Here is a 25,126-nt window from a genome sequence, read left to right as displayed (position 1 = left end):
GCTAATCAATTTAAGGCTCTTAAAACAAAAAGCCAAATAACCAAAGCGGAATCTGATTACCATTTCCTACCTCCACCATATCACGGGCAAAATAGCCTTCCTTATCCTGGCTTTTTTTCTCAATGTTTCGGCCACCGATGTAAAATGGCTTATCCCCGTTAATTAAAAAATCAGCATCGGAACTGTAATTCACTTTGTTCAGATATCCCAGCTGATTGTAAAAAAAAGTTTTGTGCAACACATCCATCTCCACCTCGCTGGTTCGGGCAACAGAATAAACAAGGTTTGGATTTTGCATATAAACACAAGAGGGTTTTTTCAAAGGGTCGAAGGTATCTTCATACAGTAAATTAATCAACCTTCCCTGCCGCAGGTAATTCAGATAATTCATCACTGTAGCCCTGCTGGTCTCCACCTCATTGCTCAAGCGGCTGATATTGGGTTGAAAGGGGGCAGACTTCCCGGCTATATAGAGCAATTTACGTAGTTTGGGAAGATATTTCAATTCAATTTGCTGCAGATAACTGATGTCAATTTCAAGAACCAGATTGATGGTCTTCAACAGGTTTTCCAGATAATTTCGTTTCTCCAGGAAAAACGGATAATATCCATGATGAAGATAATCGGTAAAATAAGCCAGCGGCCTTACTTTTGCCACTATTTCTTCTGCAATTTGCTGATGATTGGCCAGCAACTCGTCTAATGAAACCGGTTGAAAATCATTGCCGGTTTTTAGATTCAGGTATTCCCGAAAAGTAAATCCCTGCAGATTATAGACCTTGGCACAACCATTCAATTCAGCATTCTCCTCATCCAGGCGCATCAAGGGCGAACCACTGAAGACAATCTTCAGATCCTCAAAGTGATCGTAACAATACCTCAGCTCTTCTGCCCAGCCGGGATATTTATAAACCTGATCCAGCAGAAGAATCTTACCACCTGTTTTCCGGAATTCATCCGCAAAAGCTACAACGCTGATTTCCGAAAAATAAAGATTGTTCAGATTCACATACAGGCACGACCTGGAGTTACCATAATAGGTTTTGGCATAATCCAGCAAGAAGGTCGTTTTACCCACACCTCTTGCACCCTGAACACCAATAAGACGATGATCCCAGTCGATGTAATCAAGCAAGTGACGATGTACGGGAACACTTAAATGCTCCAACAAATAACGGTGTGTTTTTATAAATGCCTGCATCAAAACAATTAGTATTTGTTGGCAAATTTAAACAATGGTTTCTTGATTTTGCAATATGCAGATTACATTTTTTGCGCTTGATTGTTATTTATATTTAGTAAAGATAAAAAAAGGAAAGGCAAATTAATGGGACATTAGACTGGCACTGAGGTTGAGACAAAAAAAGATGGTTATTAACGGTTTTTATTCATTTACAATTAAGCCAAAGATGCACAAATTCCGATGCTATTTTGAATCTTCCTTCAAATGAATTATCATTGTTTAACCAAACCAAAAAATGAAAAAGACTTCAAATTCACATCAAATATCCCCTCATGGTCAACCTTAACTGAAATTTCTTATGCTCATCTGATTCCATTCATCCCTTTAAATGAGCATAATTTTACATAAAATGAACACAAAGACTAAAAACATTCATTAACCCATAAACTTTAACCGATGAAAAATCCATCTCACAAAAGAAACACGCTCATTCTGGCTATCATTTTCATTATTTTAATAGCAGGTTTCATTTCATTAACGCTCTACGAAAATCAAAATTATCAGAAAAAGGAGTTGACTTTAAGTCCCTCTGACAGCATTTTATTTAATAATCATCAGCAATTAAAGGAAGAACTGTCTCAAACAGCACAAACAATGGCCTCTAACATAGCCTCTCCTACAGAAGTTGCTGCAGCCATCAAATATTCAAACTACCGGTTTTCGAATAAAATTCTTTTAAATACGGATATTTCCAAATATCACACTCCTAAAGAAAAAAGCCCTGGCTCTGGGAGGAATTGGTGCCGACCTAATGTACATCAGTAGTTTTGAACAGAAATCGGCGACCCTTCGTCCGCTAAATCAAATCAGGGAACTATCCAACGCACTCTACCTCTCTCAGTTCTTCGATTTTGAATCATTAAAAGATTTAGCTACAGCCTCTGCTTCTCCTGAAGAAGTGGATTCTCTATTAATGATGAGTACCGTGCAAATCAATGACATGGAACGAGAATTACTTACGCCACAGCGAGTAGAGACGGGACTTTTTATGGTTTTGGGGGCTTGGATTGAAGGAATGCATCTGCTTAATCACTATGCCCAGTCTCAAAACGATGAGACACTGATGATTCGTCTGGGAGATCAGCAAATATGTCTGATAATCCTTGAGGAATGGTTGAGAAAATTTGAACACAATGATGAAGTAAATGAGGTTTTGACAGCCTTGCAACCATTAAAACAACAGCTGATTTCCATCGAAATAAAAACTAAAAAAATAGGTAAACCCCAAAATACATATGATATGGAAGGCAATGAAACGACCTATCAGATTACCCAAACCACTCCGATCATCAATATGGTAAAAGTGAATTCCATCTTTGAAGAGGTAAAGCGTTTCCGAAAAAAGATTTTCAGATTGCAAGAATAAAAAAAGGCCGCTCATCAGCGACCTCTTTTTAATTTGATAATATCAACTTATAGACAGTCAGGAAACTCACCTATTAAAAGCAATTTACTACTGACTATTCTCTACAAACGATACACTAATTTCTAACCATCATTCATGGACACTAAAAACTCCTCGTTTGATTTGGTTTTCTGCATGCGATCTTTCAGGAATTCCATAGCCTCTATAGGATTCATGTCGGCCAGATAGTTGCGTAAAATCCAAATACGATTCATGGATTCCTTATCCATCAGCAACTCTTCTCGACGTGTACTGGAGGCATTGATATCCACAGAAGGATAAATACGCTTATTGGAGAGACGACGATCGAGTTGAAGCTCCATGTTACCGGTACCTTTAAACTCCTCAAAGATTACATCATCCATCTTAGAGCCTGTATCGGTAAGTGCGGTTGCAAGAATGGTCAGAGAACCACCACCCTCAATATTACGGGCCGCGCCAAAGAAACGCTTGGGACGATGCAATGCATTGGCATCCACACCACCTGAAAGAACCTTCCCGGATGCCGGTGAAACAGTATTATATGCACGTGCCAGGCGGGTAATCGAATCCAAAAGGATAACCACATCATGCCCGCACTCCACCAAACGCTTGGCCTTCTCAAGCACAATATTGGCCACTTTTACATGACGATCTGCAGGCTCATCAAAGGTTGATGAAATCACTTCAGCTTTCACACTCCGGGCCATGTCAGTAACTTCCTCAGGACGTTCATCGATAAGCAGAATCATCATGTAAACCTCAGGATGGTTGGAAGCAATTGCATTGGCCACATCTTTCAGCAAAACAGTTTTACCTGTTTTGGGCTGAGCCACAATCAAACCACGCTGCCCTTTACCAATAGGAGCAAACATATCAACCACACGACTTGATAAACTCTTGAAAGGTCCTTCGGTAAGATTAAATTTTTGATCGGGAAACACCGGTACCAGGTGATCAAACGGAACTCTGTCACGCACATAATCAGGCGTACGCCCATTAATGGCTTCCACCTTAATCAGGGGGAAATACTTTTCACCCTCCTTGGGCGGACGAATACTTCCCTCAACTGTATCACCGGTTTTCAGTCCAAATAATTTAATCTGCGACTGAGAGACATAAATATCATCGGGAGAGTTGAAATAGTTATAATCTGATGATCTCAAAAAACCGTAACCATCAGGCATAATCTCCAGAACACCGGAAGCAGAAACAATTCCTTCAAATTCGAAAGCCTTGTCATTAAAATTCTCCTGTTGATTTTGCTTATCCTGATGTTTGCGCGGATGTGCATGCGGCTGTTTGTCTCTTTGCTGCCATTTACCCTGCTGTTTTCGGGGTTGCTGCTGCTCGGGACGTGATTGGTCATTCCTGGGTTGCTGATTCTGCGCAGGAGCAGCATTCTGCTTACCCTGGTCACCCTTTTCCTGCTCAGCACCCTTGGTTACCTCATTTTTCTTATCAGTAAAACCGCCCTGCTGTGCTTTCTCTTTTTGAGCAGCCGGATGTTGTTTTTCCTTTGATTCTTCGGATTTTTCATTCCGGGGTTGCTGAGGCACCTTTTTAACCTCATCTTTTTTAGGCTGCTCCCTTTTGGGTTCTTCTCTTTTGGCTTCTGGCTGTTTTTGATCAGCATTATGACCTTCAGCTACTTTTTTAGGCGGACGTCCGCGTCTGGGACGCTTCTCATTCTTAGCAGCCTCGTCATTTTTTTTAGAACTTTCAGGTTTCTTTTTTCTTTCAGACTCCTGAATAGCCTGTTCATCAAGGATTCTGTAGATCAAATCCTGTTTTTTAAACGATTCTACACGTCTAATACCAAGATCTTTGGCTATTTGACGTAACTCAACAAGTTTCTTGTTGTTTAATTCGAGGATATCAAGCATATATATACTTATAACTTTAATATGTAATTTGGATTCTTTTTTATAATTCGAACTTTGTTTCCCAGATAATTTTAAAACTGCAACACAAAGATAAAGAGTGGATTAATTTCTTAAAGTAAAAACCGGAAGCAACGAACGAATGGTTGTCCGGGATGGCTTATTATTTTGCAAACATACATTTTTAATTTAAAATGTGCAAATGTTCTTTTTTTAATAAATTAATCAAAAAATGGCCTGTAACTAAACACCCAATAAAGATTTTTGTTAATATTACAATCCCTAAACAGTGAACCAGGTTTTATGAGACAACTGAAAATAACCAAACAAGTTACCAACCGGGAATCCCCTTCGCTTGACAAGTACCTTCATGAAATAGGGAAAGTTCAATTGATAACCGCCGAAGAAGAAGTCGCTTTGGCTAAAAAAATTCGACAGGGAGACGAAAAAGCACTTGGAGAACTGATCAATGCCAATCTACGCTTTGTAGTCTCCGTTGCCAAGCAATATCAAAATCAGGGACTGAGTCTTCCGGATCTCATCAATGAAGGGAATCTTGGATTAATCAAAGCCGCCCAGCGATTTGATGAAACCCGCGGATTCAAATTCATCTCTTATGCGGTTTGGTGGATTCGTCAATCCATTCTTCAGGCATTGGCCGAACAGGCACGTATTGTTCGTTTGCCACTTAACAAAATCGGAAGTGTCAACAAAGTCAACAATACCTTTGCCCGGCTGGAACAGGAGTTTCAGAGAGAGCCCACTCCCGAAGAGATTGGAGATATTCTGGAGATGGCTCCAAAAGATGTAAAAGAAGCCCTGAAAGTCTCAAATCGTCACATTTCCATGGATGCTCCGCTCAAGCCAGACGAGGAAAACACACTATACGATGTGTTGCTTGCCTCCGACTCGGTGAGTCCGGATGCAGAATTGCTGGATAATTCACTGAAAAAAGAGATTGAAAGGTCTCTCTCAACTTTATCTTCGCGCGAGGCAGACATCATCAAACTTTATTACGGGTTGAATGGAGAACCACCCTACTCTCTCGAAGAGATCGGAAAACTTTTTAATCTCACCAGAGAAAGAGTTCGGCAAATCAAGGAGAAAGCCATCAAGCGGCTTAAGCACACCTACAGAAGTCGCATTTTGAAGAATTTCATTAATGATGACTGATTTTGGGAGTTCGGAGTTTGGAGTTTTGGGTTGTTTTAAAAACAACAATTCCCTGCGAAACCTGAAGAATCATATAAAAATATACTTGTTAAGGCGTACCTTTGTACGTCTTTTACTTTTTACAAACACATCAAACAAGCTGGATAATGAAAAAAATGGTTGCCCCATCTCTGCTTGCGGCAGATTTTTCCAATCTCTCCAAAGACATTGAAATTGTCAATCAAAGTGAAGCAGACTGGTTTCACCTCGATATCATGGATGGTGTGTTTGTGCCAAATATCTCATTTGGCATTCCTGTTGTGGAAGCAGTTAAAAAACACGCTCAAAAGCCGCTGGATGTCCACCTGATGATTGTGCAGCCGGAAAAATACATTACTGCATTTCGGGATGCCGGGGCTGATTTGCTCAATGTGCACTATGAAGCGAGTCCTCATCTGCACCGCACCGTGCAGGAGATACATAATGCCGGAATGAAAGCAGGTGTGACAATCAATCCCCACACACCGGTGGCTTTACTTGAAGACATCATTGAAATGGTGGATCTGGTCCTGATTATGTCGGTAAACCCGGGATTCGGAGGCCAAAAATTCATCGAGCACACCTTTCATCGGGTGGAGCAACTCAGAAACCTCATCAACAAAAAGAACAGTAAAGCACTCATTGAAGTAGATGGAGGTGTATCCACTGACAATTCGGCACAGCTTTACGAGGCAGGAGCAGATGTATTGGTATCGGGAAGTTTTATCTTTAAATCGGATGACCCGGTCCAGACGATTTCTGAATTGAAGAAGTAATGTATTTCACTTGGGAAATCACAAAAAGGCACTATCTTTGCAGTTCTGAATTTACTACCAATACCAAAGGGGCTGACATGGAATTGACAGTGAGGTAAAGTGGTAAGTAAGCATGCCGAGCGTTGTGAAGCTGGCTCGTAAATCCCAGGGCTCAAACTTTTTAACTGGCGAAAACAATTACGCTCTTGCTGCGTAACCGAATAACAGTAGGTTATGCTTAATCCCGGTCCCAGGGACCGGGACGAGACATCTTCCGGATGCCGTCGTTTCGGGGCTATCCGATCAGAAGGTGCAGATAAACCGAAACTAGCCTGAGGCCCGCTCCGTGCCTGAGGCGAAATTTAGGAGATAAGGATTGGTTCGGGTGTCGCTACCCTCGCCTTTCCCGACAATCAAGAAGCGACTAAGCATGTAGAAAGCTTATGGCTTCCTTGTCTGGACCGGGGTTCGATTCCCCGCAGCTCCACCTTCGCTCTCCGAAGCTTTAGCGTAGGAGAGCTTCGCTCAATAAAGAGCATACTTATATATTTGTTACATTGATTAAAAAAACACGGAGAGCTACGGTGGACGCAGTCCACTAAGAAACACAATTCCGAAGCTTTAGCCTGGCAAAACCGTATCCTCCGGAGCTTTAGCGCAGGAGAAACCCAACGGCATACACCAATGCATTACATTTATATTCTGAAATGTGTCGATCATTCTTACTATACAGGATGTAGCCAAAACATTGTGGAAAGATTAAAAAAACATAATGCAGGTCAGGTCCACTATACAAGCAACAGACTTCCTGTAATGCTTATCTCATATTTAGCGTTTCCGGATAAATACAAGGCTTTTAATTTTGAAAAGTATTTAAAATCAGGCTCCGGAATTGCTTTTAGAAATAAGAGATTGGTTTAATTCTTTCCTCTTTCAATATTACCTCAAAACACTTTGCAATTTGTTTCCCATGTTTAATCCTCCCATTAATACAAACAAACAATGGATTAAACTTTATTGGGGGCAAAAAAAGAAAGAAACCCAAATAGGCCATACAATACGAACCAAAAACGCATCTGTCCAAACCAAGAGCTGACAAAAAACCAACTCACAGCATCTAATGCTTTGTGATCCATAAACTTGATCACCTCACCGAAGGCCATCACAACCATCGTTTCTGCGCTTTGAGGGATCAATACCTTCTGGCCAGGCAAAAACTCCAGAACTAACTCAACCGACTGGCAGTAATTCTTGCGGAGTGGAAGTATAGAAATATAGATCAGAAAAGTAATTTTTAATTTTCCTCTACCAAAACCCCCAAACCTCAAAAAAAATAAAAGTTTATACTTTATCCAAGAAAAAGGATTACAACCTAAAATTTAAAAAAATCTTGGTATTTTCAAAGGCTACATTATCCTTCAAAAGGCATTTTTAGCGGGAGAAAGCATGATTAGTTACCGGAAAGGCAAAGAAAAGATGAGGAAAACCTCACGAAAGGAAGAGAAATCATGCAGAAAGGAGAAGAAACCTCCGGAAAGGTCGGGTTCGGTAAAAAAAAAGCGGCAAAATCCTGCAGGTTTCATCTAACCTGAACAAGCCAGAACCAAATATTTTTTTTAATGAGAGTCTTGTTAATATCCACCACCGCATACCCCTCTTTCTCCCCTGAAAGGGAGAACCGCCAACCCGCAGCTTTAATGAACTCAATAATTTCGAATATTTCAATATCAATAGCATACGCGCGTAGGTTTCCCCTTAAAGGGGGTCAGGGGGTAGCGCGCAGGAAGCTAAAAAAACTTATAAACTTTTGCAACGCCTATTGGAAGCAACATTCAGAAAGCCATAAAAATATTTTGCCATAAAAAACACGAATATCAGGATTAAGCCCCCAACCTGATTTACATGGTTTTGGGAATAAATTCGATAATACAAATGATCCGATAAAAAAGCACCAATATTATTTTAATTGCATTTATCGTTTAAAATTATAGCTATATCTTTACTTTCACCAACAAATTCACTGAAATTGTAGATATAACTACATTAAAATGCAAGACAATATATACGAAAAATCGGGAGCTGAATTAATCAGTGAGGTCGGCCGGCGATATAGGGACTACCGAAAACGTATGGGATTAACACAAAAAGAAGTTTCTCATAAATCCGGGATCACCACGAAACTTGAAAATTCGGCAACCAGAAAAGTACGAGCCTCATTTCCAGGCAAAGGATAATTTGCTGTTTGAAGGGCTTCCTCTCCGGATAGTATTCCAACCCCGTACGCACCTCCCTGAAAATTGATGGCTCCTCCAAAAGAGGCATGCATTTCGGTTATATTTGCCAATTCTTCAATCTGATTAACACCTACACTCCTTTGCGTAACGCTATCAAGTTCCTGAAGACAGACAAAATCAGCATCCAACTCAGAAATAACACGTGCGATTCTCTCATAATTAATTTCTTCATCCATCCCACTGCAGTGATGAACGTTGTATGCCAATATTCGAACTGCCCCGGAATCCTTTCCAGATGCATGATCCTTCTCTTCTTTTCTGGTTTTTAATATTTCATGAACCGATGAATCCGAAGTTGCTATTCCAAAGCCGGAAGAAAAAATTAACAACAGTAAAACACTAATGAACAAGTAATTTATTCTCATCCGTATAAAATTTGTTTATTCAAGGGCTGCTGAAAACGCCAGCAGCCCGGTTTTAAATTTACCTTTATTGATCTCTCTATCGGACAACTACAAAATCATAAACGAATTAAAACCAAGTAACCGTCAAAAAAACGTTGACCAATTTTCAAATGCAATCAGACAAAGCTGTTTGTTATTAACTAAACATAACGACTCACGATTTCCTCCATACGATCAAAATTCTCTTCCATACTTTTGAGCAGTTTAATTTGAGCCCTTGCTCTGATCAGATTGTGCTTAACGCTGTCAGTCTTATAATATTTATCACCATCCAGGAAATCATCCATAAACCGGACCGCCTGTTCATAAGTAAGCAATTTTGCACCAAAAGCGAGAGTTTCTTTTTCTTCCCTGGTCAATATACCGTTTGTCTCCTGAAGAAAACCTTTAATAAAACCTTCAAATAGCTCCATATTAATCCCCACATTGTCCAGGTTGGGATCATCCTCCTTGCCCGTATTGGCACCATTACGAATGGCATCACCAATGTCATAACAAACATAACCGGGCATTACTGTATCCAGGTCAATCACACAAAGAACCTCATCATTCTCATCCAGCAGCACATTATTAAATTTTGTATCCTGATGAACAATGCGTTGTGGAATCTTCCCTTCCCGTCCCATCTGAATTATTTTCTTGTATTCGTCTGACCGTTCAAGTAAGAAATTCACGTCTTGTTGAACTTCCTCCAATCTTCCAACCGGATTTTCATTCACACGCTCGTTAAAATTTTTTATGCGCATCTCGGTGTCATGAAATCCGGGAATCACCGGGTAAAGTGGTTCTCCGGGCAAATCGGAAACCAGCTTTTGAAATTGCCCAAAGGCTCTACCTCCCGCCTCAGCCTGTTTAATATTGGTAAGTTGGTCGTAAGAATGCGCTCCTTCAATAAAAAGAAACATACGCCAGTAATTGCCCCCATCATCTTTATAAAACCCCTCTCCATTATTGGTCTTAACAGGGGTTAAAACGCGTCGGTCAATATCATGGGCACCCTGCGCTTCAAGTTTTTCCCGAATGTGACTGGTAACCCGCTCTATATTGCGGGTCAGTTCAGGGACATTCTTGAAAATATGATGATTAACAATTTGCAACAGATAGTTGGGTGAATCATTCTCACTTGTCCTGACTTTGTATGTTGTATTGATAAGACCGTTGCCAAATGGCTTGATGGTTGCAACCGTACCATCTATAGAAAACTGGTTGGATATTTGTTCTGGTGTCATAAAATTATTGTTTGGTAAAGTAAAAAAATACGGGGAGGTATTATTTGTTTATTACTCCTCTCCACTTCTGTTATTTATATAAAAAGTCACTAGTGTCCGGAGAAACTTGTTTTTTGAAAGGAGATTGCTTCGCTTTGCTCCGATAATAGTGAACCTGATTCAGGTATTGCCAGGCACCCCGTGTAAAATCAGGGATATCCACAGATTTACTTCTGTTATTGGCTGAACGGGCCGATAATTCCATAATGGCCGACCATTCGGCAGCATCATAGACATCCGTATCGGGTGGCAACCCGTTTTGAAGGCAATAGATAAGTCTCTGGTCCATCAGATAATCCATTCCGCCATTTTTGGTAATGGCATCATTTTCCGCATTTTCCTCAATCACGGGGGCCCACTCTTTTATCAGAGGATGTTCATATTCTTTGAGCAATAAAGCCATTGTTTCCTTTGACAGAAAGTCGGAACCGTTTTTATCCAGGGTGATTCCGGGTTCGGGCCATTGCTGTACCATCCCTCTTGTTCCGGATAGCATGTGGATTCGACTGTAGGGTCTGGGACTTACTATATTGTGTTGAAGCATAATGGTTTTGCCATTAGCTGTATGAATAAGGGAGGTATTGATGTCACCATTGGCATATTTTCGATTGGCAAAATCAGAGTCTGAACCAAAATTTCTTTGCGCATAATCGGTAAGGCCAAATTGGCCCGACGACATGGAAACCATATAATCCAGGCGATCGCCCCGATGTATATTCATGCTGTGACACACAGGCCCCAAACCATGGGTTGGATATAAATTACCGTTGTATTTTTCATGGTACTTGAGCCGCCACATATTCCAGTAGCCATTCTCTGTATTGAAAAGCAAATGGCGCAAATCATGAATATATGCCCCTTCACCATGTACCAGTTCTCCCAGCAATCCGTTTTGAGCCATGTTGAATGTAGCCAATTCAAATCGTCCATAGATGCAATTCTCAAGCTGAACGCAATGTCGGCGGGTTTGCTCGGCGGTTTCCACCAGTAACCACGATTCATCGACAGTGGTGGCAGCCGGCACTTCTACCGCAACATGCTTTCCACATTGCATGGCATAGACGGCAATAGGTGTATGCAGATCGTAATGAGTTGAAATATATATGAGATCCAGATCATCCCTTTCACAAACCTTCCTCCAGTCTTCTTCGCCTGAATATTCAGGCACTGGGGGGTGATTGTTGTTTTTTAAAATTATCCGGATGTTCTCCAGATTCTCAGGCACCACATCACAAAGAGCTCCAATTTCGGCTCCATCAATAAAGAAAAAACGCCGAATAGCTCTGGGGACCCGCATCCCCAGGCCGATAAAACCAATTCTTACCTTTTTCAGTGGTTCACACCTCATCTCCAATACATGTCTTGTATTTTCTGCTGTTCTCTCAACATTCATCCTTATGTGGGCCATTCTCTGTCTATACGCTTTTCCGCAACTTTGTGCTATTTCACTTTCCGAAAAAACCAGTCTTCAAATAAAAGTTGGGCTATTTTTCTGGTTTTGTAGTTCTACTTTTGGGGCTGAGGGTTGTGTAGAAGTTAATTTGTTTTGAAACAGAGGCTGTCCAAAAAGTCCAATATTGATGTCATTCTGAATGACTACCCCAAAAAAAGTTTGAGGAATAATGTGTAAATGACAGAATTGGCTTGTCCCTGAATGGGGCAAATTTGAATTACCCCGGGTCGATAACCCGGGGTAAAGCTGAACTAATGGGATCAGGTCCCCGAATGGGAGCCAATAATTACAACCTTAACTTTCAGATTATTGCAAAATCCTGTCATTGGTAGCTTGTCGAAAAATCTGTTCGTTTGAAAAACAGATGTTTCGTCTAAACTCAACATGACACTTTTTTGATGATTTGTACTTTTTAGACAACTCCCGCGATAATAAAAAAATTAATGATCGGTATTTTCTATTCGCCCCAAAAAAACATTCCCATTATTCACCTTCAGTATAATAAGTCACCTTATCCAGCTTATCCCACGCTCCTCTGGTAAAATCAGGAACCTGCACGGGCATTCCGTTGTTTTTCACAGATTCTTCGGAGAGATGCACAATGCTGGACCATTCGGCCGCATCGTAAACATCCTGATCAAGTGGTAAGCCGTTGCGAAGGCAATAAATCAGCCGGTAATCCATAATAAAGTCCATGCCACCGTGACCACCAACCTCGCGTGCTTTCTCACCCACTTCTTTAGTAATAGGATGTTCATATTCAGCCAGCATCTCTTCCATTTCTTCGTCTGAAAGAAAACTGTGAGCATTGGGCTCCAAAGCGATACCACGCTGTGGATACTTCAACACAAAACCTTTGGTTCCACTGAGCATATGAATGCGACTGTATGGACGCGGACTGGTCACATCGTGCTGCAACATGATGGTTTTGCCTTTAGCTGTTTTGATGATTGAGGTATTCATGTCGCCTTTGATATACTTCTGTTTGGCATATTCCGAATCTTCACCAAACTTATCTTTCGCATATTTTGTCATCCCAAACTGATTGCTCGATACCGATACCAGGTAGTTCATCTTGTCACCGCGATGCAGATTCATTGCATGTGCGATGGGACCAAAACCATGTGTAGGATGAAGATTGGCATCTCTTTCCTTAAAATGTTCCAAACGCCACATATTCCAATAACCATTTTCGTTGAAGTTAAGGGAGCGCAAATCATGAATATAAGCCCCTTCGGCATGGACAATTTCACCAAGAAGCCCCTGCTGAGCCATGTTGAGGGTTGCCATTTCAAAGAAGTCGTAGTTGCAATTTTCCAGCATCATACAATGACGACGGGTGCGTTCAGCCGTATTCACAAGTTTCCAGCATTCATCAATGGTAAGGGCCGCCGGAACTTCGGTAGCAACGTGCTTACCATGTTCCATTGCGTAAACAGCTATTGGGGTGTGCAGACTCCAGTTGGTGGTGACATAAACCAGGTCGATGTCATCGCGTTCACAAATCTCTTTCCAACCCTCCTCCGAAGTATATTCATCAGCTGCGGGCCTGCCGTTTTTAACAAGGGTCTCGTTGGCTCTCTTAACTTTTTCCGGCACCACATCGGCAATAGCCACCACTTTAGCGCCTTCAATATTGGTGTATCGGTAAACAGCACCCGAGCCCCGCATTCCCAGCCCAATAATGGCCATTCGAACAGTATCAATAGGTTCGGCACGAAGTTCCAGTACGTCTGTCTGACCGGCAGGCCGTTCAGGTGTTGTAAAAACTTCCTTTGGCGTAAATGTGGTGGATTGCTGTTCTCCTCCCGTCGGTTGGCATGCTGCTACGGCAGATACAACAACCGCCATTGCCACTAATCTGATCATCCTGTAAGCTTTCATTCTTTCTGTTTTATGATAAAAATTAAACATTAAATACTTATTCTAACCTGCTGAATTTATGGCAATTCCTCAAAGTTTATCTGCGGCCTTTTCCCGACTGGTTCACGAAAAAATTCTGAATCTATTTCCACTCCGGAATTAAAGAAACCACAATTTTTCATAAAGAACTTTCCTCCTTCGGCACCACCGGCATAATCCAGACGGGCTTTCTTCCGGGCTGTGGCATCAGCAGTAAAGACCGCTCCGGTAAGTCGATGCCAATTTTCTCCGATGTCAAACACCCATTGATTTGAATAATAAGCCTTTCGACTTATGAAACCAGTTTCTGTCCTAAAGTTTTCTAAAAATGAGTGTAATCCGGTAAGATAAGTATTGGTTTCGGGCCTTTCAAAGCTGGCAATCAATGACCACTGGTTTGATTCAGGATCAAAAAACCAGGCTGTGAATCGCGTCGAATTGCTTTCTGTGGGCTCACCTTTCAATAAAAAACCATAGGTAACACCGGCTTTCCACATAAATTTTTTATAACTCTGTCCCCCAGACCCTTCATTGCCAAATTTCCCGGCATGCACATCATCTCCTTTTTTCAAAAGTTTTATGCGCATGTGCTCCGGTATCTCATCCGGGTTGTCAGTATGGAAAGGACTCCATACGGAAAACAGAATACGACGTTCGACTTCCGAATTTACCTGTATTCCCATATAGCCCTGGCCAAAACCGTTGGCCATAAAATAGGAACCTTGAACATCCTCTCCTTCGGGAACAGTAATCTCATTATAGAAATAGCGAATCGGGGAAGCTTCCTTTGGAATATTGTATCTCAGATGGACTGAAGGGCCACGACGTCCCCAGTAAAAATCATCTTTAACATAGTCTAATTCCTTAAAATCGCCCGCAACTATAATATGACTAATATCCAGTTCAGCATTTTGGTTGCCCGGAGATGAAATAATATCCACCTCCTGATAACCGGCATCGTTAAGTTTAAATTCCCCAACAGGAAGATCAGTAAACTCCGCACTGGTCACCTTTATTTCGGTAGCCTGACCGCAGACTTCAACCGCAACAGACGAGGCCTCCCCCCTGGCTCTGGCACGTATTCCCAATGACAATGAATTTGCCGACCCGACACGAAAGTAAGTTCGAATCGTATCACCATGCCCGGACCAGTGTTCAATCCCATTGTCTGTTATATACTGATGGTTTTTAAATGGCTGATTAATAAACCAACTGTTGCCGGCTGTTGGAATGGCAACGCCACCTTCCAGGTTTACGTCCGTATTCCCGGAAAAAGATTTCTCACTTGAACATTGACTGGAGGAAACCAACAATGTAAGAATGCTCAACCCTATAAATCGTAACTTAAATCTAGTTTGCATATTCTTCAAAACGCTATACTGTTAATTGACAAATCATTAAAGTAACCATGCGTCCAGCTTACTGCTTTAACAAATGTTTTTCAACTTAAAATACATCTGTAAAGGAGTTTTTGAACCATGTTAATAAACAATCATGCTGAGTCAGGACATAAAATACATCTGGAAAACTCCGGAAATATTATTCAATCATTTCAGAAATTTAATCACCAAAAACAAGGATTCGGGTTCCATCAAAACCAACAGCTTCCACCCTCGTGGCCTCTCCTGGATAAGATACTCTGGTAAAGGAATTATCAGAATCTCCGGTTCCAACCATAGTAATATCAATCAGCTTTTCTCCAGAATAGGTTTCATACGCCACCACATTTTTCCAATCAGAACCATCAATCTTAAGTTGGTCTTCTAAAACCTGAACACCGGTTTTATAACTACCGGAGACGGACAACTTTTTTTGATAGGTTTTGTAACTGTTGACAGAAATGTATTTCAGCGTACTATTAAGTTCAGGTTTTGGATAACGACTAATGTAATTTATCGTTTCGTCGATCATGGAGCGAGTAATGGTTTTTCTTGCACTGGTATAATCATTAAAAACTTTATCTACCTCCTTCAACATTCCAATACTGGTAAAGAAGTCAGTGAGATCGTATTGAACGGCATCGCAAACATTCTTTACAAAATTCATTTGAAGTTGTCCTTGAGAAAGACTGCTTTCATCTGTGTTCCTTACAGCTTCAAAGACGTCGGCATAAAAATAAGGTCGATGCCATTCGTTTCCTTCACCAGCTACATGGAAGAACAGCTGCAACTGCCACATGGGCGCAAGGGCCACAAACACATCTCCGCTCCAAATGCCATCACCATTTGCCCCATAAGTGGCATCAGGCCCGGCTTGTAAGCCCCACTCCTGATTTTTTATGAATGCGTTTTGAAAATAAGCATTAAACCGGCCCCCATTTTCTCCTCCCACCACTTCGTGCTCAAGACGCATATTTTGAGGTGTAAAGCAAAATTGACTCCACAAGGAGAAAATATTATTCGTTACTTCCGTGGTTCCCACCCACATGAATCCGGGGTGAGTTTGATTAACATGTCCAAATTCATGAGCTACACCCCAATTATTGTTTTTTAGTTTTTGGGGATTGGCCACAGTCTCCATTGTATTGTCATGAAATGCAGCCCCCCAGCTGTCTTTATGCATATAACCATCCCATATAACACGGCCAAACATATGATTCTTGGGTAATCTGTCATATTTTCTCAGTCCCATCATCGTTTGCTGGGAACTGACAATACTGTCATAAATCATTGTCAAATCATGCAATTGACTATAACTGTAATTGCTGAGAGAATTAACACTGTAAGCCAACTGAACTCTTTCACCTTTAATATCCAATATTTCACTTACGGCATTATCAAGCAGTTTTTTCCCGTCCTCATTTGTATGACGGGAAATATCGAAATAGCCATTAACCTGACCGGAAGCAATATGGATTTTAACAGGATCAGCAGCTTGATAGTCTGAGGGATAGTAACTAACATAAGCATTTCCCTGCCCCTTCATAAGAAGAATATTTAAGCCTTTTCGCAAAGCATAAGTATAATCATCTCCTCCAGGGCCAAAGTCTCTAACTTTCAAGTTTATTTTCCGCCCCTTCGGATCTCCCACAAAAACAATAGCTTCCTCTCCTTCTTCAAAATACATACCTGTAGGATTTTCATATTGACTATACTGGCTATTTTTTAACTCTTCTGCCAGATTCCATACATCCTGAAAAGGTTCATATTTTTGAATCCGATACTCATCATCATACTTCTCACTGAGCAGGTAGGCTGCTATATTCTGAAGAAAAGGATTAGAAATCGCTGAAAGATCCTGCATAGAAAAACCCGGCTTCAGTTCCGAAAAAGTCTCATCAGTAAAGAAAGCCAAATCATTTTCCAACGAACTGAGGGACTTACTTTCATAACATTCAAATTCAGCCAGAGAAACATAATAATTGTCATCCTGGGAATAAGCATCACTTACGATAACTTTAATTTTTTGAGGCTCTATCACCGGAGAATCAAAAAACACAGTCAAAGGATTATTGTTTCTGGGAGCTTCCACATCAGCCATTTTCACATAATCAGCATTAGACTTTGTTGAAACCCATATTGATGCAGTTTTTATCACACCGTTTATCCCGGTTACCCGTGGATGAAGCACTATGTAATTGACTATAGCAACATCTTCAGGATTCAGTGTAAATTCAAAAGAGATATTGGTGTCATCCTGCAGTCCCTCCCAGGGAGAATGATAAATAGAACTTAAATCTCCATCTATTGAATTTTGAATATTAGCACCTGGTTGATATTTATCTGCAGGAGTAAGTGTAGCAGAGATAATGTTTAGCTTTTCATCTTTTTCAAAAGAGTTAGTTCCGACAGGATTATAGCCTTCGTCGGTGACCAGCGATTGAACTACAGCAATACTGTCCTGCATTTCACCTTCAAGGTGATTAAAATAAATATATCCTTTGCGATCTGACTTACTATCAAGTGCATCCACATCGAAAGAAAAAGAATATTCAAGAGGTTCAAGACTCACACTTTTAAGGTCGTCTGCTGTATTTATCCATGCTGCCTTTGGAACGGAGGCCACATCCACATTCGACAGCAACTGAACCTCAATACGTTGTGCCTTAAAATCGACATTCATCTGCTTATTGCTGAGGATGATTTCCGGCTCTACACCAAACTGAACCACCTCAATGGTATCTTTTAAATTTTTATGGGCAACAATTAAACTTGCAGTTCTGGATTGCAGCGATACATTGTCCAGAACAGAAACAGCAATAGCTTTGCGAACATTATCATAGCTAACATTTAACCAATCCACGGTATTCTCAAATGATAGATCATTCGCTTCAGTAGTTACACTTATCAGTCTGGAGGATGATTCAGCCGGAAATGCCACCTGAGCGTTTTCAATATCAATTTCCAACACATCAATATCTGCAGTCTGACTTTCATCGGTGCAGGAGTTTAATCCCAGTATTATAGCAACATGGAACAAAACAATAAAACAAAAATATTTTAACATATCGGTACGTTTGTAGTTAGAGGTATTTTTTGGGAGGGGTGAGAAAAATAATCCGGCACGGGAACTACGAAAAACCATTCCTGTGCCGGATTAACTGAGAACTCTTATTCTACAAACAATTCACCAAAGAATTGTAATTCAGATAAAGCAAAGAATGCACTTTCCTGTTCATTCATCATTCCTCCTGCACTTTCCATAACGGAGATGCGAACGTACCTGAAATTCTCTTCAGTGGAATAAACAAGTGAAGTATATGACTCCTCCGCCCCTTGAGGGAGTCCTCTGGTAATATCAGTCAGTTGATTCCAGTTTTGTCCGTCGCTACTGGTGTAAACGATAATATGTTTGGGAGCTCCATTGGCATTATTATGCCGGGTAACATATGCAAACTGCATAATGTTAATCTCTTCCTCAAGTTCAATGTCGATATAATGGCCGTAGGGAGAGAACACATCGATGCTCCATACCGAATGGAAATAAGTTTGAGTATCACCATCCACCAGATTTTCAATAGGTCCTTCATAGGGCTCATCAGCATTTGATGAAACCATGTCTGCATTAAGTGGAATCTCTGAAGGTACAGGAGGTGTATATGACACAGGTACCATAAAAGAACCTCTTTCCTCTTCAATCTCAAACTCAGGTTTTGAACAACCGGCAAGTTTCAACGGCAAAACATAATTTCCGAAAAGCAAAGAAGTTCTGTCAATGGTAACTTCTACTTCTCCCTCTTGCTCGCCTGGTAGAATGGTGGCCACATTTTCCATCGTATAAGCATCTGATGGGAGCAGGGCATAGTTCGCACCATAAGTCTGATTATATTGCTCAACGAGAGTTTCATCAATTTCCAAAGAACAATCCAACTCCCATTTATTATCCAGATCTGAGGGGATTGCGACCGAAAATGAAAAGGAAATCTGCGGTTCATCCTCTGCCATAAAAATAACATCCTCTCCCAATGACTCAGGAAAAAATACGGTGGGTGTCATAATTTTAGGTGCCAAAAAAGAATATCTTTTTTCTGAGTTAATAGAATCCTCTGAATTAATCAATTCCAACGGCAATACATATGTTCCGGATATCTCATCAAGTCCTATGATGACATCTGGTTTCAGGACAACTTCAATTTCCTGCCAGGGATACTCTTCAGTCAATGTCACCGCCTGCGTATCAAATTGATAAGCATTGTCGGGCAAAAGAACATAATCAGTATAATTCTCTTCGTTATATATTTGTAATACCGGTTCAGTCATTGTAGTGACCTGAACCGAACTTTCTGACTCTATTTCTGAACCGCCTTTATTGACAGTCAGCTGATACTTAGTATCTTCGCCAACATTATAGGCAATAATTGGGATTTCACCACTATCTTTAAAATAATTTATGGTGTCGTATTTGTCCAGAAATTGATCTCTGTAATCTTCACAGGCATTAAAAGCTACTCCTGCCATCAGAAAAAAAGTGAACAACTTTATTTTATTTTTCATCAGTATATTTTTTATGGTTATTGGCCTGATGGAAGTTCAAAAAACTTCCATCATTTTATCTTTAATTAAGGAAACGGTTAATCTCAAAAACGAACCATATCGGGTAAATTATTTTCACCCAAACCTTAATCTGAAAATATAATTACCAACCGTAATTTTGTACCAGTTCAGAATTTCTATCTATTTCGCGCTGCGAAAATGGATACAAGTAATGATTGGGTTGAAACACCCGTGTTTCAAAAATATTTCGCTGCCAAAAAGAGTCAGGAGTATCGGTAGTCGATTCTGCCTCTGCATCGATATTCATACCATACATAGGTCCTCCATCTGTTTCTTCTGCAATCATCCAGGTACGTGTATCAAAGTATCTGTGGTTTTCAAAAGCCAATTCTACGCGACGCTCTCTACGAACCAGATCTATTAGTTGCTCAGTAGATGCACCTGCATATGCGTCTGTTATAGGAGACATTCCTGCCCGATCGCGCAAATCAGCCCAAATGTTCATTGCCTCCGTCTCATAATCGGTCGGAATTGCAATTCCATTCTTTTTACATTCAAGAACTGCTTCAATGAAGTTCAGATATATCTCACCAAGTCGGAACGTTGGAAAAACAATATTTCCCCATTGGCCGGAATGAGATGGCAGAGAATGATCATAGAACCGGTGAAGGATATATCCTGATTTAGGATAATCGTGACTCTTATTTCCATTACCTCCTTTGGCAAAAGAAATCAATGTATGCCTGTCTCCATGCTTCCAATAGCTGTCACTCCAGAATACGGTCATGTAAAAACGGGGTTCCCGGTCTTTAAAAAGCACAGGCCACATATTCTCACTATCATCCGAGGCGGTATTGTAACCGGCATCAAATGCCGGATTCGTAAATTGTTCTTTGGAAAACTCATTTGCAGGATAACCGGAGGTGTTATCAACAATGGGGGTGCCATCACCCTGATAACCCGTTATCGGGTATCTTCCATTTTGCATTGCATAAGCATCAACTTGTTGCTGAGTAGGACCGACACCTCCATAAGCAGTTCCTGGGACTCCGGTGGGAACAGTATGAACCCCCATTATATAGCGACTTTTATAACCGGTTGACCAGATTATTTCACTATTCCAATGTTCATTTGTTATCCCCATCCAGTCTTCATAAGGATCTCCATTCCCTGCCCGATACAGTTCATAAGTTCCCAAATCAATCACAGCTTTAGCTGCATGAGCGGCTTCAGCCCATTTTTCTCCATTAAATGCAGGGAAAAGTCTTGCCCCATCAGGATTGGTTATCCCGGAATACAATTCATTGCCATTAAAAAGAGGCCTTGCACTATACAATTTTAAACGAGAAATGACCGCCAATGCTGCTCCCCTGGTTGCCAGTCCATAATCACTGCTTGATTGCCATTCTTCAGGTAATTTACCGGCCAGATCATCCATCTCGCTAACAACGTAATTGACACATTCGTCCCAGGTATTGCGAGGTCTTTCAAGCTGTTCGGTAGTAGCTGTAAAATCAAGTTCCTCATCTCCAACCAAAATAACGGGACCATAATTACGCATCATCAAAAAGTAGTAATAAGCTCTTGCAAAGCGAGTTTGAACCTTCCATTCCTGAATCTCCTCTTCCGAAACGAGTGGATCACTTGTGCGGTCAACATTTGCTAAAAACACATTACACTCCCGTATTCCTTTATAATAATGTTGCATTCTCTCATAAGGTACAGAGGTCGGATTCCAGGAGCCAAAGTTAATCCACCTAAAATCACGATTGTAAGTAACAGTTCCTTCGTCCGATGCTCCTAACCAGGGAGAAAAATTAAAATCATTGGCATCGTCAGGAAGAAAACTCATAGTGTTTCTCCAATATTCCCGCACAGTGGAACGGTTTTTCCATATCTTCTCAAAGGTCATAGCCTCATCTTCCTGACGATCTAAGAAATCCTCACATGCAGGAAGTAACCCTAAGAGTAAAACTCCTAAAAAAACACTTATCGTTTTATTTATCAATAGTTTCATATTCAAGATTGTTTTAGGTGTTAAAAATTAGTACTAAACCCAAGTGAGATTACCCGGTTTGGCGGATAGCCTGAACCATCGCCACCACCTTTTTCAGGATCCCATAAATCAAAAGAACTAAACGTATAAAGGTTATGTCCTTTCAAATAGATTCTTCCTGAAGACAAAAACGTTTTATCCAGGATTCTTTTGGGAAATGTATAACCAATTTCAACATTTTTCAGTCTGATAAAACTACCATCCCGTTGATTGAATGTAGAGTTTTGGGAATTATTAGAACTCCCCGGTCCCCCACCTATACTAAGACGTGGATATTTGGCATTTTCGTTTTCTTCAGCTGTATTAGATGTTTTCCATGATTCATAATAAAGTTCTTCATGGAAAGAAGATCTCTCAAGATTGTTACTGGAGAAAGGATGCATTGCTGCGCCTCCTACAAAGAATGAAGTTTGCCCAACTCCCTGAAAGAACACATTGACATCGATTGATTTCCATTGAAGGTTACCACCAATACCATATACAACTTTAGGTATGGAAGGATACCCGATGGCAATCCTGTCATAAGAGTCAACAACGCCATCACCATTAATATCCTGATACTGGATATCTCCAACCCTGTACTGCCCGAACATTTGCTTCGGACTGTTTTCTATTTGCTCCTCGCTTTCGAATAAGCCAAGTGCTACCAAACCAAATGGTTGTCCAATGTTTTTCCCGATTTGGTTTTGATATTTATATTCCCAGTCGGGTTCGTCATTATCCAACAATTTATTATTGGTATAAGTGAATGTTCCTTTTCCTGTCAGAATAACTTCACCAATCTCTTGACGATACTCTAGTGAAGCATCAATACCATTATTTTCCGCTTTACCAATATTGACAAAAGGAATATTCGATACTCCAACAATTGCAGGCAAACCAGCTCTTCGAATAAAAATGCCTGAACGTTTCTCATAAAAATAATCTACCTGAAGATCTAAAACATTCAACAATCCAAGCTCGATCCCGATATTGGTTTTATCAACTTCTTCCCAACTGACATTGGGGTTGGCAACATCGCCAATGCGGATACTTCCCCCACCTATATTTCCGGTTTCACCATAATTCCAGCTATTACCACCAACGATGGTTGGCTCATATATCCAACGTCGTCCACCACCAATATTGTCATTACCTACTTTTCCGTACGAAGCTTTAACTTTTAGTTTGTTTATCGTATTTTTTATACCGGCAAACCAACTTTCATTAGAGATTAGCCAACCGGCTGCCCCTGCAGGAAAAAAGCCAAAACGATGCCCGGGTGCAAAGTTCTCGGAACCGTTGTACCCCATATTAAATTCAGCGAAATAAGTATCATTATACCCGTAGGTTACGCGAGCTGCAATTCCCTGATGTTTATAGGGAAGAGAAGTTTCCTGATTGCCTGCATGTGTATTATTATAAATCTCATGATTGTAAAGAAACAATCCACCAATCCGGTGTACATCGTTAAACAAGCGGCTATAGTTGATTGATCCTTCAAGGTATGTGGTTCGGCTACCTGTACTGGATCTCTCATATCCAAGAGTTTCACTTCCTTCATATATCGGGTTACCAAAAATCAGGTTTCCGTCCTCATCTCTTCCCGTGGCATGAAATTGTTTTGGTTCTTTGTTTCTTACCTGAAGAGAAGAGGTATAAGCATCCCAGGAAAACTTAATTTCAGCATTAAGTCCAGGGGTAATACCTTTAAGATCTTGCTTTAATCCAATAAGGGACTGGGCAGAATTCCAGAATTGTTCCCTGTATCCGGAATGCACAAGCAGGTTCCATGGGTTATATCCTGAAGAGGTGGAGGGGGCAGAAATGGTTCCGTCAGAATATTCTTTAGGAAAAGCATTAGGAGATGTGGCAAACGTATATCCCCATATACCTCCCGTAGATTGACCTGGACCAAAAGATTGTTCATATATATTGGAAAGATTGACATTAAGATTAGTGGTCTTAGTCAATGAAAAATCCATATTTGCCCGAAAGTTGTACCGCTTATAATTAATAGATGAATTATAATCATACCTGTCCCCGGCATCTTTAAAAATGGAGCTTTCATTATAAAAAGATCCTGATACATAATATTTAGCAATATTACTTCCTCCGCTAACATTTACATTGACACGTTGGTTACTGGCAAAATCCCGATACAACTCATCAATCCAGTCCACACTCGGAAAAAGATCAGGATCACTTCCATTCCGGTACTTCTCAATATCCTCCTCCGAATAATAATTAGCACCACTTGCTTCATTATACATTGAAGCAAATTGAGCTGAATTTACCAGGTCAGGCATCACAGTAGGCGAAGTAATACCAGACTCTGCACGAAGATCTATTTTAGGCTTTCCTTCTGTTCCTCGTTTAGTGGTAATAAGAATAACCCCGTTGGCACCTCTCACTCCATAAACAGCTGAGGCTGATGCGTCTTTTAGAATTGAAAAAGACTTGATATCTTCAGTATCCACCAAATCCAGGTCACGCTCAATACCATCAACCAAAACCAAAGGATTATTATTACCTGTAAAACTGGAAATCCCCCGAATATAGAATTCGGCAGCACTATTTTTTCCGGGCTCACCTGAACGTGTTACCCCTACAATACCTGAAAGATTACCCACCAGAGCTGTTGAAACAGAAGCATTGGAAACAGATAATCCCTGTGGATCTATGGTTGAGATAGCTCCAACAACGCTTTCCCTTTTCTGCGCACCATAACCAACAACTACAACCTCTTCCAAACCAACAGCATCTTCTTCCATTGTAACATTAATCTCGGATCTTCCATTAATTTCTATTTCCTGGCTCTGCATGCCAATGAATGAAAAAACAAGAATCACATCTTCCTCCGGCACATTTAACGAGTAATTACCATTACTGTTGGTAATTGTTCCTATGGTGGTTCCCTTTACCGAAATACTGACTCCGGGAATGGGTAATCCCTCTTTATCAATCACCTTTCCTGTAACGGAAAACATATCATCCTGAATATCCGATCTTATTGACGGTAAGATTCTTTTAATGATAATCTGATTATTTTGAATAATATACTCTACATTCTCCCCGGCAAGGACCACAGCAAGTAACTCTTCAACAGAAACGTCCTTGACGTCAACATTAACTACCTTATCAATATTCAAATCACCAGACTTGTATAAGATATTATAATCGGAAACGTCTTTAATAATTTTAAACACTTCCCCCAGGGTTGCGTTTTTTTCATTAACAGTCAACTTAGCCGGCTGTGAAAACCCCTGTGATGCATTGACCACAAATAGATTAGCCACTAAAAACAAAAATATTAATCTCATAACCTTCGACGACTTAAGCCGTCTTTTTTTTGTTAGAAATAAGGGGTTAAATTGATTT

16 protein-coding genes and 1 other RNA gene are annotated in these 25,126 nt (G+C 40.6%); 6 read left to right on the top strand and 11 right to left on the bottom strand.

Going from position 1 to position 25,126, the window contains the following annotated elements; all coding sequences use genetic code 11:
* Positions 1-19 precede the first annotated feature (19 nt).
* Positions 20-1,201 carry an ATP-binding protein gene (locus BY457_RS12680; protein ID WP_106153702.1) on the bottom strand — a complete coding sequence of 394 codons (1,182 nt, stop codon included), beginning with the start codon at positions 1,199-1,201 and terminating at the stop codon, positions 20-22.
* 438 nt (positions 1,202-1,639) lie between these two features.
* Between BY457_RS12680 and BY457_RS12675 the strand changes: the two genes are divergently transcribed.
* Complete coding sequence (locus BY457_RS12675) at positions 1,640-2,008, top strand: hypothetical protein (RefSeq protein ID WP_106153701.1); 369 nt, start codon at positions 1,640-1,642, stop codon at positions 2,006-2,008.
* On the top strand, positions 1,995-2,609 hold the full coding sequence (locus tag BY457_RS12670) for a hypothetical protein (protein WP_106153700.1): 615 nt from the start codon (positions 1,995-1,997) through the stop codon (positions 2,607-2,609). The genes BY457_RS12675 and BY457_RS12670 overlap by 14 nt, the downstream gene beginning before the upstream one ends.
* 122 nt (positions 2,610-2,731) lie before the next feature.
* Here BY457_RS12670 and rho read toward each other — a convergent pair whose 3' ends face one another.
* On the bottom strand, positions 2,732-4,513 hold the full coding sequence (gene rho, locus BY457_RS12665) for a transcription termination factor Rho (RefSeq protein WP_181256473.1): 1,782 nt from the start codon (positions 4,511-4,513) through the stop codon (positions 2,732-2,734).
* Positions 4,514-4,813: 300 nt separating this feature from the next.
* On the opposite strand from rho, the gene BY457_RS12660 reads away from it, so the two are divergent.
* The 4 genes from BY457_RS12660 (at position 4,814) to BY457_RS12645 (ending at position 7,377) form a co-directional block, all read left to right on the top strand.
* A complete protein-coding gene (locus tag BY457_RS12660; protein ID WP_106153698.1) occupies positions 4,814-5,683 on the top strand; it encodes a sigma-70 family RNA polymerase sigma factor in 870 nt (289 codons plus the stop codon).
* Positions 5,684-5,829: 146 nt separating this feature from the next.
* Entirely contained in the window at positions 5,830-6,477 is a 648-nt protein-coding gene (gene rpe, locus BY457_RS12655) for a ribulose-phosphate 3-epimerase (RefSeq protein ID WP_106153697.1), read from the top strand.
* Between the two features lie 68 nt (positions 6,478-6,545).
* Positions 6,546-6,946, top strand: a transfer-messenger RNA (tmRNA) gene (ssrA, locus tag BY457_RS12650).
* A gap of 194 nt (positions 6,947-7,140) precedes the next feature.
* Positions 7,141-7,377 (top strand): GIY-YIG nuclease family protein, encoded by a 237-nt coding sequence (locus BY457_RS12645; protein WP_106153696.1) that lies wholly within the window; start codon positions 7,141-7,143, stop codon positions 7,375-7,377.
* A 1,234-nt stretch (positions 7,378-8,611) separates the two neighbouring features.
* Here BY457_RS12645 and BY457_RS12630 read toward each other — a convergent pair.
* The 9 genes from BY457_RS12630 to BY457_RS12590 all read right to left on the bottom strand — a co-directional run bounded on the left by BY457_RS12630 (position 8,612) and on the right by BY457_RS12590 (position 25,068).
* Entirely contained in the window at positions 8,612-9,115 is a 504-nt protein-coding gene (locus BY457_RS12630) for an endonuclease/exonuclease/phosphatase family protein (RefSeq protein WP_106153694.1), read from the bottom strand.
* Between the two features lie 179 nt (positions 9,116-9,294).
* Positions 9,295-10,383 (bottom strand): phosphotransferase enzyme family protein, encoded by a 1,089-nt coding sequence (locus BY457_RS12625; RefSeq protein ID WP_106153693.1) that lies wholly within the window; start codon positions 10,381-10,383, stop codon positions 9,295-9,297.
* A gap of 70 nt (positions 10,384-10,453) precedes the next feature.
* A complete protein-coding gene (locus BY457_RS12620) occupies positions 10,454-11,830 on the bottom strand; it encodes a Gfo/Idh/MocA family protein (protein ID WP_106153692.1) in 1,377 nt (458 codons plus the stop codon).
* 528 nt (positions 11,831-12,358) lie between these two features.
* Complete coding sequence (locus tag BY457_RS12615; RefSeq protein ID WP_258176720.1) at positions 12,359-13,759, bottom strand: Gfo/Idh/MocA family protein; 1,401 nt, start codon at positions 13,757-13,759, stop codon at positions 12,359-12,361.
* Positions 13,760-13,815: 56 nt separating this feature from the next.
* Positions 13,816-15,138 (bottom strand): DUF3472 domain-containing protein, encoded by a 1,323-nt coding sequence (locus BY457_RS12610; protein WP_106153691.1) that lies wholly within the window; start codon positions 15,136-15,138, stop codon positions 13,816-13,818.
* 199 nt (positions 15,139-15,337) lie between these two features.
* Entirely contained in the window at positions 15,338-18,223 is a 2,886-nt protein-coding gene (locus BY457_RS12605) for a M60 family metallopeptidase (protein ID WP_114436827.1), read from the bottom strand.
* A 104-nt stretch (positions 18,224-18,327) separates the two neighbouring features.
* The gene (locus BY457_RS12600) at positions 18,328-19,710 is read right to left on the bottom strand and encodes a BT_3987 domain-containing protein (protein WP_106153689.1); all 1,383 of its coding nucleotides are present in this window, start codon (positions 19,708-19,710) and stop codon (positions 18,328-18,330) included.
* A 142-nt stretch (positions 19,711-19,852) separates the two neighbouring features.
* Entirely contained in the window at positions 19,853-21,727 is a 1,875-nt protein-coding gene (locus BY457_RS12595) for a RagB/SusD family nutrient uptake outer membrane protein (RefSeq protein WP_106153688.1), read from the bottom strand.
* Between the two features lie 20 nt (positions 21,728-21,747).
* Positions 21,748-25,068 carry a SusC/RagA family TonB-linked outer membrane protein gene (locus tag BY457_RS12590; protein ID WP_106153687.1) on the bottom strand — a complete coding sequence of 1,107 codons (3,321 nt, stop codon included), beginning with the start codon at positions 25,066-25,068 and terminating at the stop codon, positions 21,748-21,750.
* Positions 25,069-25,126 lie beyond the last annotated feature (58 nt).

This window comes from Marinilabilia salmonicolor (genome assembly GCF_003003035.1).
GTDB classification, from domain to species: Bacteria; Bacteroidota; Bacteroidia; order Bacteroidales; family Marinilabiliaceae; genus Marinilabilia; species Marinilabilia salmonicolor_A.
Note: the sequence above shows the minus strand (reverse complement) of the source record. Positions and strands in the feature narration are given on the sequence as shown.

Excerpts from the sequence above, each read along its gene's own strand:
- BY457_RS12615 (WP_258176720.1), bottom strand. The coding sequence starts at position 13,759 with ATGAAAGCTTACAGGATGATCAGATTAGTGGCAATGGCGGTTGTTGTA.
- rho (WP_181256473.1), bottom strand. The coding sequence starts at position 4,513 with ATGCTTGATATCCTCGAATTAAACAACAAGAAACTTGTTGAGTTACGT.
- BY457_RS12610 (WP_106153691.1), bottom strand. The coding sequence starts at position 15,138 with ATGCAAACTAGATTTAAGTTACGATTTATAGGGTTGAGCATTCTTACA.
- rpe (WP_106153697.1), top strand. The coding sequence starts at position 5,830 with ATGAAAAAAATGGTTGCCCCATCTCTGCTTGCGGCAGATTTTTCCAAT.
- BY457_RS12625 (WP_106153693.1), bottom strand. The coding sequence starts at position 10,383 with ATGACACCAGAACAAATATCCAACCAGTTTTCTATAGATGGTACGGTT.
- BY457_RS12620 (WP_106153692.1), bottom strand. The coding sequence starts at position 11,830 with ATGGCCCACATAAGGATGAATGTTGAGAGAACAGCAGAAAATACAAGA.
- BY457_RS12645 (WP_106153696.1), top strand. The coding sequence starts at position 7,141 with ATGCATTACATTTATATTCTGAAATGTGTCGATCATTCTTACTATACA.
- BY457_RS12630 (WP_106153694.1), bottom strand. The coding sequence starts at position 9,115 with ATGAGAATAAATTACTTGTTCATTAGTGTTTTACTGTTGTTAATTTTT.
- BY457_RS12660 (WP_106153698.1), top strand. The coding sequence starts at position 4,814 with ATGAGACAACTGAAAATAACCAAACAAGTTACCAACCGGGAATCCCCT.
- BY457_RS12675 (WP_106153701.1), top strand. The coding sequence starts at position 1,640 with ATGAAAAATCCATCTCACAAAAGAAACACGCTCATTCTGGCTATCATT.
- BY457_RS12680 (WP_106153702.1), bottom strand. The coding sequence starts at position 1,201 with ATGCAGGCATTTATAAAAACACACCGTTATTTGTTGGAGCATTTAAGT.
- BY457_RS12590 (WP_106153687.1), bottom strand. The coding sequence starts at position 25,068 with ATGAGATTAATATTTTTGTTTTTAGTGGCTAATCTATTTGTGGTCAAT.
- BY457_RS12605 (WP_114436827.1), bottom strand. The coding sequence starts at position 18,223 with ATGTTAAAATATTTTTGTTTTATTGTTTTGTTCCATGTTGCTATAATA.
- BY457_RS12595 (WP_106153688.1), bottom strand. The coding sequence starts at position 21,727 with ATGAAACTATTGATAAATAAAACGATAAGTGTTTTTTTAGGAGTTTTA.
- BY457_RS12600 (WP_106153689.1), bottom strand. The coding sequence starts at position 19,710 with ATGAAAAATAAAATAAAGTTGTTCACTTTTTTTCTGATGGCAGGAGTA.
- BY457_RS12670 (WP_106153700.1), top strand. The coding sequence starts at position 1,995 with ATGTACATCAGTAGTTTTGAACAGAAATCGGCGACCCTTCGTCCGCTA.